The organism is Mesorhizobium loti (assembly GCA_014189435.1).
In the GTDB taxonomy this organism is placed as follows: Bacteria; Pseudomonadota; Alphaproteobacteria; order Rhizobiales; family Rhizobiaceae; genus Mesorhizobium; species Mesorhizobium loti_G.
The window spans coordinates 7,093,200-7,108,331 of the sequence record CP050293.1 but is presented as its reverse complement, the minus strand read 5'-3'; the positions used below and the strand labels follow the sequence as shown (position 1 = coordinate 7,108,331).

Annotated in this window: 15 protein-coding genes and 2 pseudogenes; 6 read left to right on the top strand and 11 right to left on the bottom strand. The window is 63.6% G+C overall.

The features are described from left to right. Nucleotides 1–27 precede the first annotated feature (27 nt). Nucleotides 28–816, bottom strand: a complete 789-nt coding sequence (locus tag HB777_34200) for a DUF3108 domain-containing protein (GenBank protein ID QND68496.1) — start codon at nucleotides 814–816, stop codon at nucleotides 28–30. A 257-nt stretch (nucleotides 817–1,073) separates the two neighbouring features. On the opposite strand from HB777_34200, the gene rpmB reads away from it, so the two are divergent. The 3 genes from rpmB (at nucleotide 1,074) to HB777_34185 (ending at nucleotide 2,984) form a co-directional block, all read left to right on the top strand. After that, the gene (gene rpmB / locus HB777_34195) at nucleotides 1,074–1,370 is read left to right on the top strand and encodes a 50S ribosomal protein L28 (protein ID QND68495.1); all 297 of its coding nucleotides are present in this window, start codon (nucleotides 1,074–1,076) and stop codon (nucleotides 1,368–1,370) included. Nucleotides 1,371–1,545: 175 nt separating this feature from the next. Then, nucleotides 1,546–2,226 (top strand): queuosine precursor transporter, encoded by a 681-nt coding sequence (locus HB777_34190; protein ID QND68494.1) that lies wholly within the window; start codon nucleotides 1,546–1,548, stop codon nucleotides 2,224–2,226. A gap of 80 nt (nucleotides 2,227–2,306) precedes the next feature. Further along, entirely contained in the window at nucleotides 2,307–2,984 is a 678-nt protein-coding gene (locus HB777_34185; GenBank protein ID QND68493.1) for a hypothetical protein, read from the top strand. 42 nt (nucleotides 2,985–3,026) lie between these two features. Here the strand turns inward: HB777_34185 and HB777_34180 are convergent, their stop codons facing one another. Next, complete coding sequence (locus HB777_34180) at nucleotides 3,027–3,512, bottom strand: polyketide cyclase (protein QND68492.1); 486 nt, start codon at nucleotides 3,510–3,512, stop codon at nucleotides 3,027–3,029. A 167-nt stretch (nucleotides 3,513–3,679) separates the two neighbouring features. Between HB777_34180 and HB777_34175 the strand changes: the two are divergent. Next, nucleotides 3,680–4,261: pseudogene (locus HB777_34175) on the top strand (transposase family protein). Nucleotides 4,262–4,413: 152 nt separating this feature from the next. Here HB777_34175 and HB777_34170 read toward each other — a convergent pair. The 4 genes and pseudogenes from HB777_34170 to HB777_34155 all read right to left on the bottom strand — a co-directional run bounded on the left by HB777_34170 (nucleotide 4,414) and on the right by HB777_34155 (nucleotide 9,080). Next, complete coding sequence (locus tag HB777_34170) at nucleotides 4,414–5,442, bottom strand: hypothetical protein (protein ID QND68491.1); 1,029 nt, start codon at nucleotides 5,440–5,442, stop codon at nucleotides 4,414–4,416. After that, nucleotides 5,439–7,337 carry a cobaltochelatase subunit CobT gene (gene cobT / locus HB777_34165; GenBank protein ID QND68490.1) on the bottom strand — a complete coding sequence of 633 codons (1,899 nt, stop codon included), beginning with the start codon at nucleotides 7,335–7,337 and terminating at the stop codon, nucleotides 5,439–5,441. Before cobT ends, HB777_34170 begins: the two co-directional genes overlap by 4 nt. Before the next feature lie 11 nt (nucleotides 7,338–7,348). Then, a pseudogene (gene cobS / locus HB777_34160) lies at nucleotides 7,349–8,336 on the bottom strand (cobaltochelatase subunit CobS). A gap of 123 nt (nucleotides 8,337–8,459) precedes the next feature. Further along, nucleotides 8,460–9,080 (bottom strand): J domain-containing protein, encoded by a 621-nt coding sequence (locus HB777_34155; GenBank protein ID QND68489.1) that lies wholly within the window; start codon nucleotides 9,078–9,080, stop codon nucleotides 8,460–8,462. 189 nt (nucleotides 9,081–9,269) lie between these two features. On the opposite strand from HB777_34155, the gene HB777_34150 reads away from it, so the two are divergent. Further along, the gene (locus HB777_34150) at nucleotides 9,270–9,572 is read left to right on the top strand and encodes a BolA family transcriptional regulator (GenBank protein ID QND68488.1); all 303 of its coding nucleotides are present in this window, start codon (nucleotides 9,270–9,272) and stop codon (nucleotides 9,570–9,572) included. Between the two features lie 15 nt (nucleotides 9,573–9,587). Here HB777_34150 and HB777_34145 read toward each other — a convergent pair whose 3' ends face one another. From HB777_34145 to HB777_34125, 5 genes are all read right to left on the bottom strand, one after another. Continuing rightward, entirely contained in the window at nucleotides 9,588–11,141 is a 1,554-nt protein-coding gene (locus tag HB777_34145) for an acetolactate synthase large subunit (GenBank protein QND68487.1), read from the bottom strand. Nucleotides 11,142–11,251: 110 nt separating this feature from the next. Then, complete coding sequence (locus tag HB777_34140) at nucleotides 11,252–12,052, bottom strand: alpha/beta hydrolase (GenBank protein ID QND68486.1); 801 nt, start codon at nucleotides 12,050–12,052, stop codon at nucleotides 11,252–11,254. Nucleotides 12,053–12,130: 78 nt separating this feature from the next. After that, on the bottom strand, nucleotides 12,131–13,018 hold the full coding sequence (locus HB777_34135; protein ID QND68485.1) for an HlyC/CorC family transporter: 888 nt from the start codon (nucleotides 13,016–13,018) through the stop codon (nucleotides 12,131–12,133). Continuing rightward, on the bottom strand, nucleotides 13,015–14,151 hold the full coding sequence (locus HB777_34130; GenBank protein ID QND68484.1) for a 3-dehydroquinate synthase: 1,137 nt from the start codon (nucleotides 14,149–14,151) through the stop codon (nucleotides 13,015–13,017). Before HB777_34130 ends, HB777_34135 begins: the two co-directional genes overlap by 4 nt. Then, nucleotides 14,148–14,759 carry a shikimate kinase gene (locus tag HB777_34125; protein ID QND68483.1) on the bottom strand — a complete coding sequence of 204 codons (612 nt, stop codon included), beginning with the start codon at nucleotides 14,757–14,759 and terminating at the stop codon, nucleotides 14,148–14,150. Before HB777_34125 ends, HB777_34130 begins: the two co-directional genes overlap by 4 nt. Nucleotides 14,760–14,969: 210 nt before the next feature. Between HB777_34125 and HB777_34120 the strand changes: the two genes are divergently transcribed. After that, the gene (locus tag HB777_34120) at nucleotides 14,970–15,122 is read left to right on the top strand and encodes a histidine kinase (protein QND69009.1); all 153 of its coding nucleotides are present in this window, start codon (nucleotides 14,970–14,972) and stop codon (nucleotides 15,120–15,122) included. The last annotated feature ends 10 nt before the right edge of the window (nucleotides 15,123–15,132 follow it).

Here is a 15,132-nt window from a genome sequence, read left to right as displayed (position 1 = left end):
CCAGTGGCGCGCCAATTCCGCGCCTGGCTATTGTACCGCTTCGAAACGCCCGGCGCTGATGGTCAAAGTGCCGATCTGCGTGCCCACCGTGGCATGGATCGGCGCATATACGCCGGTTTGGCCGAGCGGTGCAAACGTCACCATCATGCGGCTTTTGTTCTTGAGATAGTTGAGCGCCTTGCGACCCTTGCGGTAGCCCGCCACCGGCTCGAAACCCATCCGGCAAGTGACCGTGTCGCCCTTGTAGCCCGGCACCGAGATCGTGCCTTTCGAAGCATAGGTCAGCGCCAGGTTGGCGCGCATCTCGCCGTCATAGAACTTCACCGTGCGGCCACAGACCTGGTCGAGGCTGTCGGCATGGATGACGGTGGCGGCCATCGGATCGAGCACCGATGCCAGGTCGCCGGCACTGATCGGCACCCAACTGTTGGGATCGCGCTTGCCCGGCGCCGGGACGACCTGCGTCGAGGTGACCGCGCCATTGGCAAAGCGGATATCGACCACCGACGCTTTCTTGCCGGAGGTGTAATCGGCACGGAACGCCTGCGGCACCATCTTCTTGCCCGCAATCGTGCCTTTGGACGAGATCGTGCCACGCGTGTCGTCGAACAGCTTGGCCAGCCCGGCCGCGGTGACGCTGCCTTCGATGGCGTAGGCGCCGTTCTCATAGCGGCTTGAAAACGTTGATCTCGCTATCGAAAGACCAAGGAACGACACCGTGTACTCGCCCTTGAACGACTGCGGCGAGGCAGCAGACGCGGCGGACGGCAAGGCAATGGCAAGCATGGCGACAAGGGCATATGACGAACGAAGCATGGCGGGATCGGGTCCTTGATTTTCGGCCGGAGGCGGGCAACTCCGGTCTGGCATGTCCCTATCAGACCGCTTATAGGATGAATTCCGGCCTTAATATGAAATGCCGGGCGCTTCCGTGGGGAAGCCGGAGCTTGACGCCTCGGCGAAATGCAACTATGGAACGCCAACTTTTTCCATAAGGCCGCCTGACCAGAACCGCGCGCCACCCGGCGTGGGCACAAAGGTTTGGCAGACCCCGAGAACTGAAGGTTAGAACCATGTCCCGCACCTGCGAACTCACTGCCAAGGCAGTCATGTCCGGCAACAATGTGAGCCACGCCAACAACAAGACCAAGCGTCGCTTCCTGCCGAACCTCGTCAATGTGACGCTGATTTCGGAAGCGCTGAACCAGAATGTGCGCCTGCGCATCTCGGCCAACGCGCTGCGTTCGGTCGAACATCGCGGCGGTCTCGACGCCTTCCTGGCCAAGGCCGACGTCAAGGAATTGTCGCAGCGCGCGCGTCTCTTGAAGAAGCAGATCGCCAAGAAGACCGCCGAGCAGGCTGCCGCTTAAAACAGTTCAAAGGCGGGGGACGACCGCCCTGGCCAACCTCTTGTTGGCCTCTGGCCAACCTCTTGTTGGCCTTGGCATCGGATCGAATCCGCAAGGTTTCGGCAATCCGGTGCTCAAATACGAGCGAGCATCGCCTAAAAGGTGCTCCGCTGGTTCCATTACCCAGGATAAAAAAATGACTTTCTTCTCGCGATATCTGCCATTCGTGGCCGCCATGGCGCTTGTCGTCGTGGCATCGAACATTCTCGTGCAGTTCCCGATGCAGGGTCAGATCGGCGGCCTGTCGCTGGCCGACCTTTTGACCTGGGGCGCCTTCACCTATCCCTTCTCCTTCCTGGTCACCGACCTCGCCAACCGCCGCTACGGGCCTACCGTGGCGCGCAGGATCGTCCTTGTCGGCTTCATGACAGCGGTGGTCTGCTCGATCCTTGTCCCGCCCTTCCTGTTTCGCCACGGCCTGATCGAATTCGAGACCGCCGCCGACCGGCTGGTGCGCATCGCTGCAGCGTCCGGCGCCGCGTTCCTTTCCGCGCAATTGCTCGATGTGACCGTGTTCAACCGGCTGCGCCGGCAGAGCTGGTGGCGCGCGCCGATCGTCGGCACACTGGCCGGGTCGGTGTTCGACACCGCCGTGTTCTTCACCGTCGCCTTCTCGGCCGCCTTTGCCTTCGCTGGCCCCAACGACAGCTTTGCGCTGGAAACTGCGCCTTTGATGGGCGTCTTCCATGTCGATGCGATGCGCTGGGTTTCGTGGGCGCTTGGCGATCTCTCGGTGAAGCTGATCATCGCCGTGGTGGCATTGATCCCCTACCGGCTGCTCGCCGCCCGCTGGAGCCAGCCGGCGATAGCGGCTTAAGCCATGATCCCGAACCGAAGGTCCGCGTCAGCGAAACTTGAGACCCGGTTTTCGGAAAAGATCATGGTCGGACAAAGACCATGATCCCCTGGGTCCAGCTCGATACGGCGAAGACTCCTGACGGCGCACAAGAACTTCGCCTCAAGCGGCGCGGTTCCGAATTCTCGATCATGCTCGGCGGCAACGAGCTGATGAACAGCCGCCTCAGCGGCTCCGAGGAAGCGCTGGCAAAACTGTCATGCGAGCGGATTGCCGGCCACCGGCAGCCAAGAATCCTGATCGGTGGGCTTGGCATGGGTTTTACGCTGCGCGCCGCACTCGCTGAACGCAGTGACGCAGGCATCGTCGTCGCCGAACTGGTGCCGGCGGTCGTTGCCTGGGCACGTGGCCCAATGGCCGAAATCTTTGGCAGCTGTCTCGACGATCCGCGCGTCACCATCCGGGAGACCGATGTCGGGCAGTTGATACGGTCTGGGCCCGCGGCCTGGGACGCCATCCTGCTCGATGTCGACAACGGCCCGGAAGGCATCGTCCACAAATCCAACGATGCGCTTTACAGCCTGCAGGGCCTCAGTGCCGCACGCGCCGCGCTGAAGCCGGGTGGTGTGCTGGCGGTGTGGTCGCAAGGCCCCGACAGCGGCTTCACGCGGCGGCTGAAGCAGGCAGGCTTCACGGTCGAGGAGGTCAGTACGCGCGCCAACGGCAAGCGCGGCGCGCGCCATGTCATCTGGATCGCCGCCAGCGGCTCACGATCCTGACCTGAGGCTGGGCGGGTCGACCGCAGAAGTGCTCAGCCACGTTTACTTCGACTTCTGAAGTTCCGCAGCAAGGGCTTCCAGCAGCCCACGGGTTCCCTCTTCTCGCCCCTTGGCGGAATCGACACCGTCGAAAAAAGCGCCCTGCTCGGTATAGGTCAGCCGCGCGCCATTGCCTGAGGGCGTCAGCTCGACAGTGGTAAGGGATGCCGACATCGGCTGCGGCCCGATCGCCATCCGGTAGGAAAACACGATGCGCTGGTCGGGAACGATGTCCTGAAACTGCGCGTCGAGCCTGACCTCCGGACCGCCGGCATAGCTGAATCGCGACACCTCGCCACCTCCGATGCGGAAGTCGAAGCTGAATTCAGCGATGGCAAAACCATCGCCTTCGACCCGCCAGCGCCGCACGGTCGCCTTGTCGGCGAAGGCATGGAAGACTTGGGCCGGCGATTGTGGATAGGTCCGCTCGATGGTGAAGGTGGAGTGGATGACGGAATGCTCGTCTTTGACGGGGGCGATCTGGTTCATTGCTGCTCGTCCTTTTCCTGGTCCTGATTTTTCTTGGGGGATTGGTCTGTCTCGGCCAGGATCTGGCCGAGCCGGTCGAGGTAGCGTTCCGCCGGTATGCGGCGTTCGGTAATCCAGTCGGCGAGCGGAGCAAGCCCGCCCGGCTCGATCCGGCAGGTGCGCACCCGCCCGATCGGTTCAGAAGCGACAATGGCCCACCCTTCGCGTCGCCCGGCGTCACCGGGCTGACGCCACTTGCGACGCGCTTCATCAAGCTCGGCATCACGCTGGAGCGGATTGCGCCCGGCAAGCCGCAGCAGAACGGACGCCATGAGCGCTTTCATCTGACCATGCTGCCACTGGCCAAGGACCCTGCGGCCGACAGAATGGCCCAGGGCCAAGCCTTCGAGGCCTTCCGGCGCAGCTACAATGAGGAACGCCCGCATGAGGCACTGGCCATGGACACGCCGGCCCAGCATTACCGCCCCTCACTGCGCGCCATGCCAGGAACGCCGCCCGAGCCCGAGTACCCGGACGAGGCGGCGGTGCGCCGTGTGCGCCACAATGGTGAGATCAAGTGGAATGGCGGCTTCGTCTATGTCTCGCAAACGCTGGCCGGCGAAGCTGTCGCCGCCGCACAGACCGAGGATGGCCAATGGGCGCTCAGCTTCCATGCTCATCCGCTCGGCATCATCGACACCAAGCGTATGAAGCTTGTCCGTCGCAGCGCCGCGCCAACCAAACCGCTTGGCGCTGCGCCGGACACATAGGGGGAGAACTGTTACCCATGTATCCGGTTCAAACTGTTACCCATCTATCGGCTGGACACCGCGTAGCGGCGACGGGGTGGGGGAAGGCGTTGGCGAAAACGCTCAGCCGCCGTTGAAAACCCTCAACGTCAGCTTCGCAGTTGGAGCGACGCTCAATCCTGATGCAGGATGAATTCCAGATAGAGGTTGCGCTGCAGGATCGAGTGGTTGTCGTCGGAGATCAGCGACACCATCTGCGCGCCGTCGTCGCGGGTCCAGACGTCGAGCCCTTCCATATTGTCGATCTGGTAGCCCATGTCGGCCTCCAGCAGCACCGGTCCGTCGGCGACAGCGCCTTTCTCGACGCTTTCGCCATAGATGCGCCGCAGCCGCATCTTGACGCCGCGGGCCATCGAGAAGCTGCGCTCCAGAAGCAGCAGATCGCCATCCGGCAGGAAGGCGCCGTCGGTGATGTCGAAATCGCCGTTGCGCTTGACGGTGAAGACACCCTTGTGCGGCCCTTCGATGATGGCGGCGTAGATGTTGCCGGCCTTGTCGAGGCTCTTCTCGGAGACCACGACCAGACCGCCCTCGTGCTGGCCGTTGGCATTGGCATGGGTGATGGTCTCGAAGCCGCGATTCTGCCGCAACTCCCGGGCCGGAACCACGAAATCCAGCTGCTTGAACGGCGCCTTCATGTCGGCCGGGTCGATCTTGAACTGAGCGACGCGGTGGGTACGCTCGAAGCCGACGGTGGCTATGCCGTCCTTGACCGCGAGGCCTTCGGCATCGACCTCCCATTTCTTGTCGATCGGCCGGCCGGTCTCGTCGACCATCTGCTGCATGCGGAAATTCTGGATGCCGGACGGCCGCTTGTCGGCGTCGCGAACCACCGTACCGAAGAACCAGAAGCCGGTGTCGGCAACGCCGATGAAGTCACCGCCAGCTTTCAGGAAACGGAAGGCCGACAGCGCACCGAAATCGCGAATCGGCGAGGTCATCTCCAGCCCGCCGACGAATTCGAGCGGGCCGAACTGCTTGTCGGCATGGCCGATGTGGAATTCGGTGATCGGGCGAGCTGACACCTCGACCGGTTCGACCGCGCTTGAGCCGGCCGAGCCGGCTGCCGCCGAAACGACGCCGGAAAGCAGGGCGATGGCGGCGAAAAGCGTGCGCTGAAAGCCGCCGCGCGAGAAGATCATCCGGCGCGCCGCATGCCGCCGCGCCGCGTGTCCTTGGCGCTCTCCTCGGCGAACAGCGAAGCCAGCTGCTCGGTCATGGCACCGGCCAGTTCCTCGGCATCGACGATGGTGACGGCGCGGCGGTAGTAGCGCGTGACGTCATGGCCGATGCCGATGGCCAGCAGTTCCACCGGCGAGCGCGTCTCGATCAGTTCGATGACGGCGCGCAGATGGCGTTCGAGATAGTTGCCCGGATTGACCGACAGCGTCGAATCGTCGACCGGCGCGCCGTCCGAGATCATCATCAGGATCTTGCGCTGCTCCGGCCGCGCAATCAGCCGATTGTGCGCCCACAGCAGCGCCTCGCCGTCGATGTTTTCCTTGAGCAGGCCTTCGCGCATCATCAGGCCGAGATTGCGCCGTGCCCGCCGCCACGGATGGTCGGCGGACTTGTAGATGATGTGGCGCAGATCGTTGAGCCGGCCTGGGTTCGGCGGCTTGCCGTCCTTCAGCCACTTCTCGCGCGCCTGTCCGCCCTTCCACGCCCGCGTGGTGAAGCCGAGGATCTCGACCGAGACGCCGCAGCGTTCCAGCGTACGCGCCAGAATGTCGGCGCAGGTGGCGGCGACCGTGATCGGCCGGCCGCGCATCGAGCCGGAATTGTCGAGCACCAGCGTCACCACCGTGTCGCGGAACTTGGTGTCACGCTCCTGCTTGAACGACAGCGGCTGCATCGGATCGATGACGACGCGCACCAGCCGTGCCGGATCGAGGTAGCCCTCTTCCAGGTCGAAATCCCAGGAGCGGTTCTGCTGTGCCATCAGCCGGCGCTGCAGCCGGTTGGCGAGCCGCCCGACGACGCCTGACAGATTGGCCAGCTGCTTGTCGAGGAAGGCGCGCAGCCGGTCGAGCTCTTCTTCTTCGCAAAGCTCCTCGGCGCCGACCGTCTCGTCGAAAGCGGTGGTGAAGACCTTGTAGTCGATTTCTTTCGGCAGATTGGTGAAGGGATTGTCGTTGCGGCGCGCCTCGCCGGGTGTCTCGGCGTCCGCATCGTCATCGTCGGAGAGGTCGTCGGCGGTGGCGTCGGAGGCTTCCGTCTCGGCCGACTGCTCGTCATCGGCCGAAGCTTCGGCATCCTCGGATTGCGACTGCTCGGAGCCGGAATCCTCTTCGCCGCCCTCCTCGCTCTGCTCCTCGCCTTGCGGCTGGTTGTCGTCATTGTCCTCGGAGTCTTCCGTCTCCTGGTCGTCGCCGAGCTCCTCGGCCATTTCCATGGAGGCGAGCATCTCGCGCACGACGCGGGCAAAGGCCTGCTGGTCGCCGAGCTTGGCCGACAATCCGTCGAGGTCAGCCTTGGCCTTTTCCTCGACCCAGGGCCGCCAGAGCTCGACCAGCCGCTCGCCGCTCTTGGGGATCGGCCGGCCGGTCAGCTTCTCGCGCACCATGAGCGCGAGTGCCTCCTCGATCGGCGCGTCGGCCTTGTCCTTGACGTCGACAAGATTGGCCTTGGCGTATTTGTCCTCCAGCATCGAGCCGATATTGTCGGCAACGCCCTGCATGGCGCGGCTGCCGATCGCCTCGACACGGGCCTGCTCGACCGCGTCATAGATGGCGCGGGCCGCCTTGCCTTCCGGCGCCAGCTTGGTGTGGATACGCACATCGTGGCAGGCGCGCTTCAGCGCCATGGAATCGCCAAGGCCACGGGTAATCGCGATATCGGTCTTCGACGCCTTCTTCGGCAGTTCGGGCAAACGGGCGCGGCTGCCGGCGAGCGCCGGCCGGTCCTTGGCGAAACCGACTTCCAGTTCCTTGTCGCCGGCGATGGCGCGCATGCAGACGGTGACGGCGCGCTTGAAGCTGTCGGCTTCAGACCCCGTCTTCGACTTGTTGCGCGTGTTGTCGCCCGGACCCGCCATCGAGACTCTGCTTAGCCCAGCACCACATTTGCCGCTGATTCCGGCAGATCCTCGCCAAAGGCGCGCTGGTAGAACTCCGCAACCACCGAGCGTTCCAGTTCGTCGCACTTGTTGAGGAAGGTCAGCCGGAACGCCATGCCGATATTGCCGAAAATCTCGGCATTCTCGGCCCAGGTGATGACGGTACGCGGGCTCATCACGGTCGACAGATCGCCATTGATGAAGGCCGAGCGCGTCATGTCGGCGACGCGCACCATCTTGTTGACGATGTCCTTGCCCTTGGCGTCGCGATAATGCTTGGCCTTGGCCAGCACGATGGCGACTTCATTGTCGTGCGGCAGGTAGTTCAGCGTGGTGACGATCGACCAGCGGTCCATCTGCGCCTGGTTGATCTGCTGGGTGCCGTGATAGAGGCCTGTGGTGTCGCCGAGACCGACCGTGTTGGCGGTCGAAAACAGCCGGAACGCCGGATGTGGGCGGATGACCCGGCTCTGGTCGAGCAGCGTCAGCCGGCCAGACGATTCCAGCACGCGCTGGATGACGAACATCACGTCCGGACGGCCGGCATCGTACTCGTCGAAGCAGAGCGCGACATTGTGCTGGTAGGCCCAGGGCAGGATGCCGTCGCGGAATTCGGTGATCTGCAAGCCGTCCTTGACGACGATCGCGTCCTTGCCGACGAGATCGATACGGCTGACATGGCTGTCGAGATTGACGCGCACGCAGGGCCAGTTGAGGCGGGCCGCGACCTGTTCGATATGGGTCGACTTGCCGGTGCCGTGATAGCCCGACACCATGACGCGGCGGTTGTAGGCAAAGCCCGCAAGGATCGCCATCGTCGTGTTCTTGTCGAACAGATAGTCCGGATCGATGTCGGGCACATGCTCGGATGTCACCGAATAGGCCGGCACCACCATCTTGGACTCGAAGCCGAATTTTTTCCTTCACCGACACCGTTGTGTCGGGCAGGTTGGCGATGTCACGATCGACCTTGTTCATATCTCTCAACGTCTCCACGGGCGAAAAGCCTGATTTCGCCGGCAATCGAATTTGTCCGGGGGCGGTCTTAGAGCCTTTTCCAACCTTATGAAAGTTGGAAAACGACACGAACCGTATGGTCGCTCAGCACAAGCCCGCCTGTTTGAGCACGCGATAGGCCTGCAGCACATCGCGGAACCGGTCTTCCGAACCTCTGTCGCCACCATTCGCATCCGGATGGTGGAGTTTCACCAGTTCCTTATAGCGCGCCTTGATCTCCTTGCCAGTCGCCTTTGTATCAAGGCCAAGCGTTTCCAGCGCCTTGGCCTCAAGCGGCTTGGCCTTGCGCTCGCGCGCCTCGCGCGGATCCTTCGGCCCCTTGAACAGGTCGAACGGGTCGCGCATGCGATTATAGTAGCCGGCGCGGCCGGAACGCATCTGCGCCACATCCGGCGACGACCGCGTCGAGGCGCCGTTGACGCCCATCTTCCAGGTCGGCCGGTGACCGGTCATCGCTTCCTTCTGGAAGCGCGCGACCTCGGTGTCCGGCACGCCGGAGAAATAGTTGAAGCCCTTGTTGTACTCGCGCACATGGTCGAAGCAGAAGCGGAAATACTCGCCCTCCTTCATGCGCCCGACCGGCGCGCGATGCGTGCCCGCCTCCTTGCAGCCGTCCCACTGGCAAATCGGCGAATGCGACTTCAGCTCCGCGTCCTTGTCGGGGCGGACGCGAATCTTCTCGAAATATTTGGGGTACGGCTTCATCTAACCCATTTATGGGGCGTTCGCAGATGCGAAACAAGAATTGACATTTTCGCGATCATCGCCCTAACCGCTGAATCGCGGCATAAAGCAGGCGAATGGCGGATTTTGTTGCGGGGCAGCGGCTTTGTACGGACCGATTTTCGGTTTCAAGGCTGATGCGCCAGCCATATGTGGTGAAGGGAGACGGCGATGTCCATACAGACGACCATGGAAGACAAGCTCAACAAGGCATTTTCGCCGGACCGGCTGGTCATCATCAACGAGAGCCATCTCCATGCCGGCCACCACCACCACGGCTCCGATCATCACGGCGCCTATGACGGCACCGGCGAGACGCATTTTCGCGTCCGCGTCGTCGCTTCCGCCTTTGCCGGCATGAGCCGCATCGACCGTCACCGTGCCGTCAACGAATTGCTTGCCGACGAACTGAAGGCCGGCGTGCACGCGCTGGCGATCGAACCGGCGGCCCCCGGCGAAAAGACCCGCTGGTAGGTCGCTTCCCCGCGCTCAGAGCACTGCTTCGATGAGGAACGGCCCGCGCCGCGACAGCGCACTGTCCAGCAGCGCGTCGAAGCGCTCGCATGTATCGGCGCGAGCCGCCTCCACGCCCATGCCTTTGGCCAGCGAGACCCAGTCCAGCGGCGGATGGTCGAGATCGAGCATGCGCCTGGCGTTCTCGCCTATCGCTTCGACACCGACATTCTTCATCTCGCCATGCAGGATCGCATAGGTTCGGTTGGCAAAGACGATGGTCACCACGTCGAGCTTTTCCCTGGCCTGGGTCCACAACCCCTGCACCGTGTACATGCCGCTGCCGTCGGCCTCGAGATTGACCACTTTGCGGTCGGGACAGGCGATTGCCGCCCCGGTCGCCATCGGGATGCCCCCGCCGATCGATCCGCCCGTGCCCATCATGTAGTCGTGCGGCGCGGCAAAGGCCGACAGCGCGAAGAAACGCCGCGCCGAGGTGACCGCTTCGTCGCAGATGATCGCATCCGCGGGAAGCTTGCGCGCCACCGACAATGCGATGGCATCTTCCGTCAGCCTGCCATTCGGCGTTGCCTCGTCGGGGAAAGCGGTCGCGAACACCTGCTGTTGCGACGGCTTTATGCCGAGTTCGTCGCGAAGCGCCTCCAGCGCCGCATGCAAATCGTCGCCATGAGCTGCCAGCGTCAGCACCTGGCAGCCCTCACGGACAAGCCGTCCCGGTTTTCCCGGATAGGCGAAGAAGGCAACGGGTTCCTTCCCGCCGACGAGGATCAGGACGTCGATATCCCTGAGCACGGCCGTCGCCGCATCGACCGGATAGGGGATGCGTGTCGGCGCGACGTGCCCACGCCCGCGCTGCATCCGCGCGATCAGGACCTCGCTGAACAGGCGGACACCGCTGCCCGTCGAGATCTGCCCGGCGATGGCGAGCGAATCGGCTCGTGCGGCCCTCCCGCGAACCACCATGCCGACCCGACCCGGAGCGGCGCGGATCGCCGCGGCGATTTTTCTTACCGCGCCCATGTCGACGGCGGGCGGCGGCGCCAGGCTCACCTTGCTGACCGAGACCGCGCCGACCTCACCCCAGGCGGCATCCGCCGGGAGGATCAGGGTCGTGACGCCGGGAGGTGTCAGCGATGCGCGCAAGGCCGCCTCGGTCGCCGGCGCGACATCGTCCGGGCCACCGATGCGGCGCACCCAGTTCGACATCGGCCGCGCAAGGCCTTCGATATCGCTGGTCAGCGGCGCATCGAGCGGCAAATGGTAGGAGGCATGGTCGCCGACGATGTTGATCATCGGGCTGAAGGCGCGCCGCGCATTGTGCATGTTGGCGAGACCATTGGCTAGGCCGGGACCGGTGTGCAGCAGCGTCGCGGCGGGGCGATCGGTCATCCGTGCATAGCCGTCGGCGGCACCGGTCACCACGCCCTCGAAAAGGCCAAGCACGCAACGCATCTGCGGTTTGCGGTCAAGTGCTGCAACGAAATGCATCTCGGACGTGCCGGGGTTGGCGAAGCAGACCGTCACATCGTTGGCCAGAAGCACGTCACACAGGACATCGGCGCCGTTCATGCAATTCTCTCCCGCTCAAGATCGCAGAGCACTTGCACCCACGAGCAGCCGCACGGCAATATCCCGCCTAGGCTTTTGATCTGATCCAGTCGCTAACGCACGAACCTCGATCAGCCGACCGTCGATCTCAGGAATGCCAGCGCGGCAGCGGTCAGCGCGTCGCCGTCCTCGCCGAAATCGTGATTGATCGACATGTGGGTATAGGCGCTGCCGTCGAACAGCGTGACCCTGGTGCCGGTGGCGCGCAGCCGCTCGGCAAAGGCCTTCGAATCCTCGCCACGGCCAGGCGCCCGCGAATAGGCAATGAAGGTCGGTGGATGCTTGCGGCCGTCGACATAGCTGGCCGGCGACAGTGCCGCCCATTGCGCGGGGTCGGAAAACACACGCGCATAGGCCCGCACCATGCCGCCATTTTTGGCAAGCGCTGCAAGATCGTAGGCCCTTGTATCATCGAGGATGAGCGCAGCGACGCCCGGCAACCCGCCGCGCATGCCGGTCAATGCAATCAGATGGCAGCCGGCCGAATGGCCCATGCCGACAATGCGGTCAGGGTCGCCGCCATGCTGGGCGATGTTGGCGCTGACATAGGCATAGGCCTTTTCGACGTCGCTGGCCTGCGTGGCGACATCGGCCTTGGGCAACATGCGGTAATCGATGGAGACGAAGCAGAAGCCGTTGGCGAGCAGGAAAGCCGGCTTGGCGTTGACCTGGCTGCGTTTGCCGAACTGCCAGGTGCCACCATGGACGAAAAACACGACTGGCAGGCCGCTTGCGCCATCTGGCGCATAGATGTCGAGCTTGGCCGGTCCGTAGTCGAAGGTTTTTGGCGACGGCGCACGCGATGCGGTGGAGGCGCCGGTCGACAGAAATGCCGCTATCGAGGCCAGAAGCAGGGTTCGTCGATCGATCATCATTCTCTCCTGGCCGCCCCGGCGGAAAATGCACCGAGGCGCCGCGAAGTTCCAATGAAGGATTGGTAACATACCCCTCTATGCGACCGGCTTGATCCTCAACCTTGCGATCCGGTTCTTGTCGCGTTTCATGACGATGAAGCGCTTGCCGTGGAACGTAAAAGCCTGTTTCTCCTCGGGAATCGACTGCGTCTCGTGGATGACGAGGCCGGCGATCGTGGTCGCCTCCTCGTCGGGCAGATTCCAGTCAAGCGCCCGGTTCAGGTCGCGGATCGGCACATTGCCATCGACGACAACGGAGCCGTCGGCCTCCTGCTTGACGCCCTGGATGTCGACATCGTGCTCGTCGGCGATTTCGCCGACGATCTCCTCGATAATGTCCTCCAGCGTCACCAGCCCTTCGACCTCGCCATATTCGTCGACGACGATGGCGAAATGCGCCTTGCGGCGCAGGAAGGCGTTGAGCTGTTCCTGCAAGGTCGTCGTGTCGGGCACGAACCATGGTTTCGACGCGATCTTCATCACATCGATCCTGGAGAAGTCGTTGCCGACTTCGTTCAAGGCGCGCAGCAGGTCCTTGGCGTGCAACACGCCGACGATGTTGTCGAGCGAGCCCTTCCACAGCGGCATGCGGGTGTGCGGGCTCTGCAGGATCTCGCGCACCACCGCCTCCGGCGCATTGTCGGCATTGACCGAGCGCATGTTGGTGCGGTGGACCATGATGTCCGACACTTCAAGCTCGGCGAGATCGAACAGGCCGCCGACGCGGTCGCGATCCTCGCGCACCACCTGGCCATCGCGGCGGAAATCGTCGACCGCGCCGCGCAACTCGTCCTGGCTCGAGCGCTGCGGCTCAATGCGCGACAGCTCGTATCCGAACATGGCAAGCAGGCGCGTGCGCACGGCAACGAGCAGCAGGATGAGGATGGCAAGGACGGCGACGACGATCCAGCCGGGCTCGTTCATCTCCGGTCGCTTTCCTTTGGGTGGTTCTCCCTCAGGAACGACAGCACTTCCGATGCCGGCACGTCCTTGGCGATGAAGGCCTGGCCGATGCCGCGCGTCAGGATGAAGGTCAGCGCGCCGCGTGACACCTTCTTGTCCTGCGTGATGAAGGCCAGCAGTGCCTCGGCGTCGGGCAATTCGCCCGGAATATCAGCCATCCGCCAAGGCAGGCCGACGGCGCGCAGATGCGCTTCGACACGCGCGGCATCGTCGGGGCTGGCCAGGTTGAGCCGCGACGAGAACCGGTACGCCAGCGCCATGCCGATGGCGACGCCCTCGCCGTGGACGAGGCGGGTTCCGTCATACTGGGTGGCGGCTTCCAGCGCGTGGCCGAACGTGTGGCCGAGATTGAGCAATGCCCGATCGCCGGTCTCGAACTCGTCGCGGGCAACGACGTCGGCCTTGGCGCGGCAGGCTTCGGCAATCGCCTGCGCCCTCTCCGGCCCGCCGGCAAACACCTGGGCCCAGTTCTCTTCCAGCCAGGCGAAAAACTCCGGTCGATCGATCAACCCGTATTTGGCAAGCTCGGCATAGCCGGCGCGGAATTCGCGGATCGGCAGCGTGTCGAGCACTCCGGTGTCGGCCAGCACCAGTTTCGGCTGATGGAAGACGCCGACAAGGTTCTTGCCGCGCGCACTATTGATGCCGGTCTTGCCGCCGACCGAGGAATCGACCTGCGCCAGCAGCGAGGTCGGGATCTGCACGAAATTCATACCGCGGCGCACGATGCCGGCGGCAAAGCCGGCGAGATCGCCGATGACACCGCCGCCAAGGGCAATGACGATGTCGCCGCGCTCCAGCTTCGCAGCCAGCACACCGTCGACCACCTCTTCGAGATGGGCAAAGCTCTTGGTCTTCTCGCCGGGCGGCAGTGTGATGACGGCCGGTTGGATGCCGACCGTTTCGAGGCCGGCTTTCAGCGCATCGAGATGCGCAGCCGCGACATTGGCGTCGGTGATGACAGCGGCGCGGGTGCCCGGCAGGCGGCGCGAAATCTCCGCACCCGCGCGGGCCAACAATCCTGAACCGATCAGAATGTCGTAGGTCCGGTCGCCAAGACCGACTTCGACAACAACGGGTGCATCGACGCTCACAGACCCACCTCGCCTGTCGCGGCAGTCTCATCGATGCCGAAATGCCGGCACAGCGCGTCGACCACCTCGGTGGCGATGACCTCCTTGCGGTCGTCGCGGGTCGGCACGGTCACATCGGATGTCGCGTAGACCGGATAGCGCTCGCCCATCAGCCGCTCCAGCACCGCACGGGGGTCGGCACTTTTCAGGAGCGGCCTGTTCTGTTTCTTGGAGACGCGATCCATCAGAAGGTCGAGTTCGGCCTTCAGCCACACCGACACGCCGTGCGCTGCGATCGCCTCGCGCGTCTGCGCGTTCATGAAGGCGCCGCCGCCGGTCGACAGCACCTGCGGGCCGTTTTCCAGCACGCGCAGGATGACGCGCTGCTCCAGCGCCCTGAACTCGGTCTCGCCATAGCGCTCGAACAGCTCCGGAACGGTCATGCGCGAGACGCTTTCGATCTCCTGGTCGCTGTCGATGAAGGGCAGCGCCAGCATCGTCGCCACCTTGCGGCCGATCGCCGTCTTACCGGCGCCCATCAGCCCGACAAAGACGACGGAACGGCTGCCCAGCCGGCCAAGCAGCGCGGCGTGGGTCTCGTCTGGAGGATTTGCTGGCAGCGCGTTCATCGGATGTTTCGAAGGCCCTCTTTGCCGGCGTATCGACATGAAAAGCCCGTTTGCGTCAAGCGTGGCAAGCGCCTTGAGCCCGATATGGACTGGCGGGGTCTGCATCAGAAGTTGCTAACAGGTCTCAGCTTCTTCCTTGAATTGGCCGGATTGGCGTCCCATAAGGGGACAGGGTTTGGAAATGCAGAACAAGAAGACGGGCGAAAATTGATGCCGACACTGTTTCGCTTTGTCGTGATAACAGCGATTCTGGCTGGCATTGCCTATGGTACGATGTTCGCACTGGTGATGTTCGTCGAGCCCAAGAAGGGGGAAATGAGCGTGCGCATCCCTGCGGAAAAGCTCAATCCCAAGAAAAGCTGAATGACAAGAA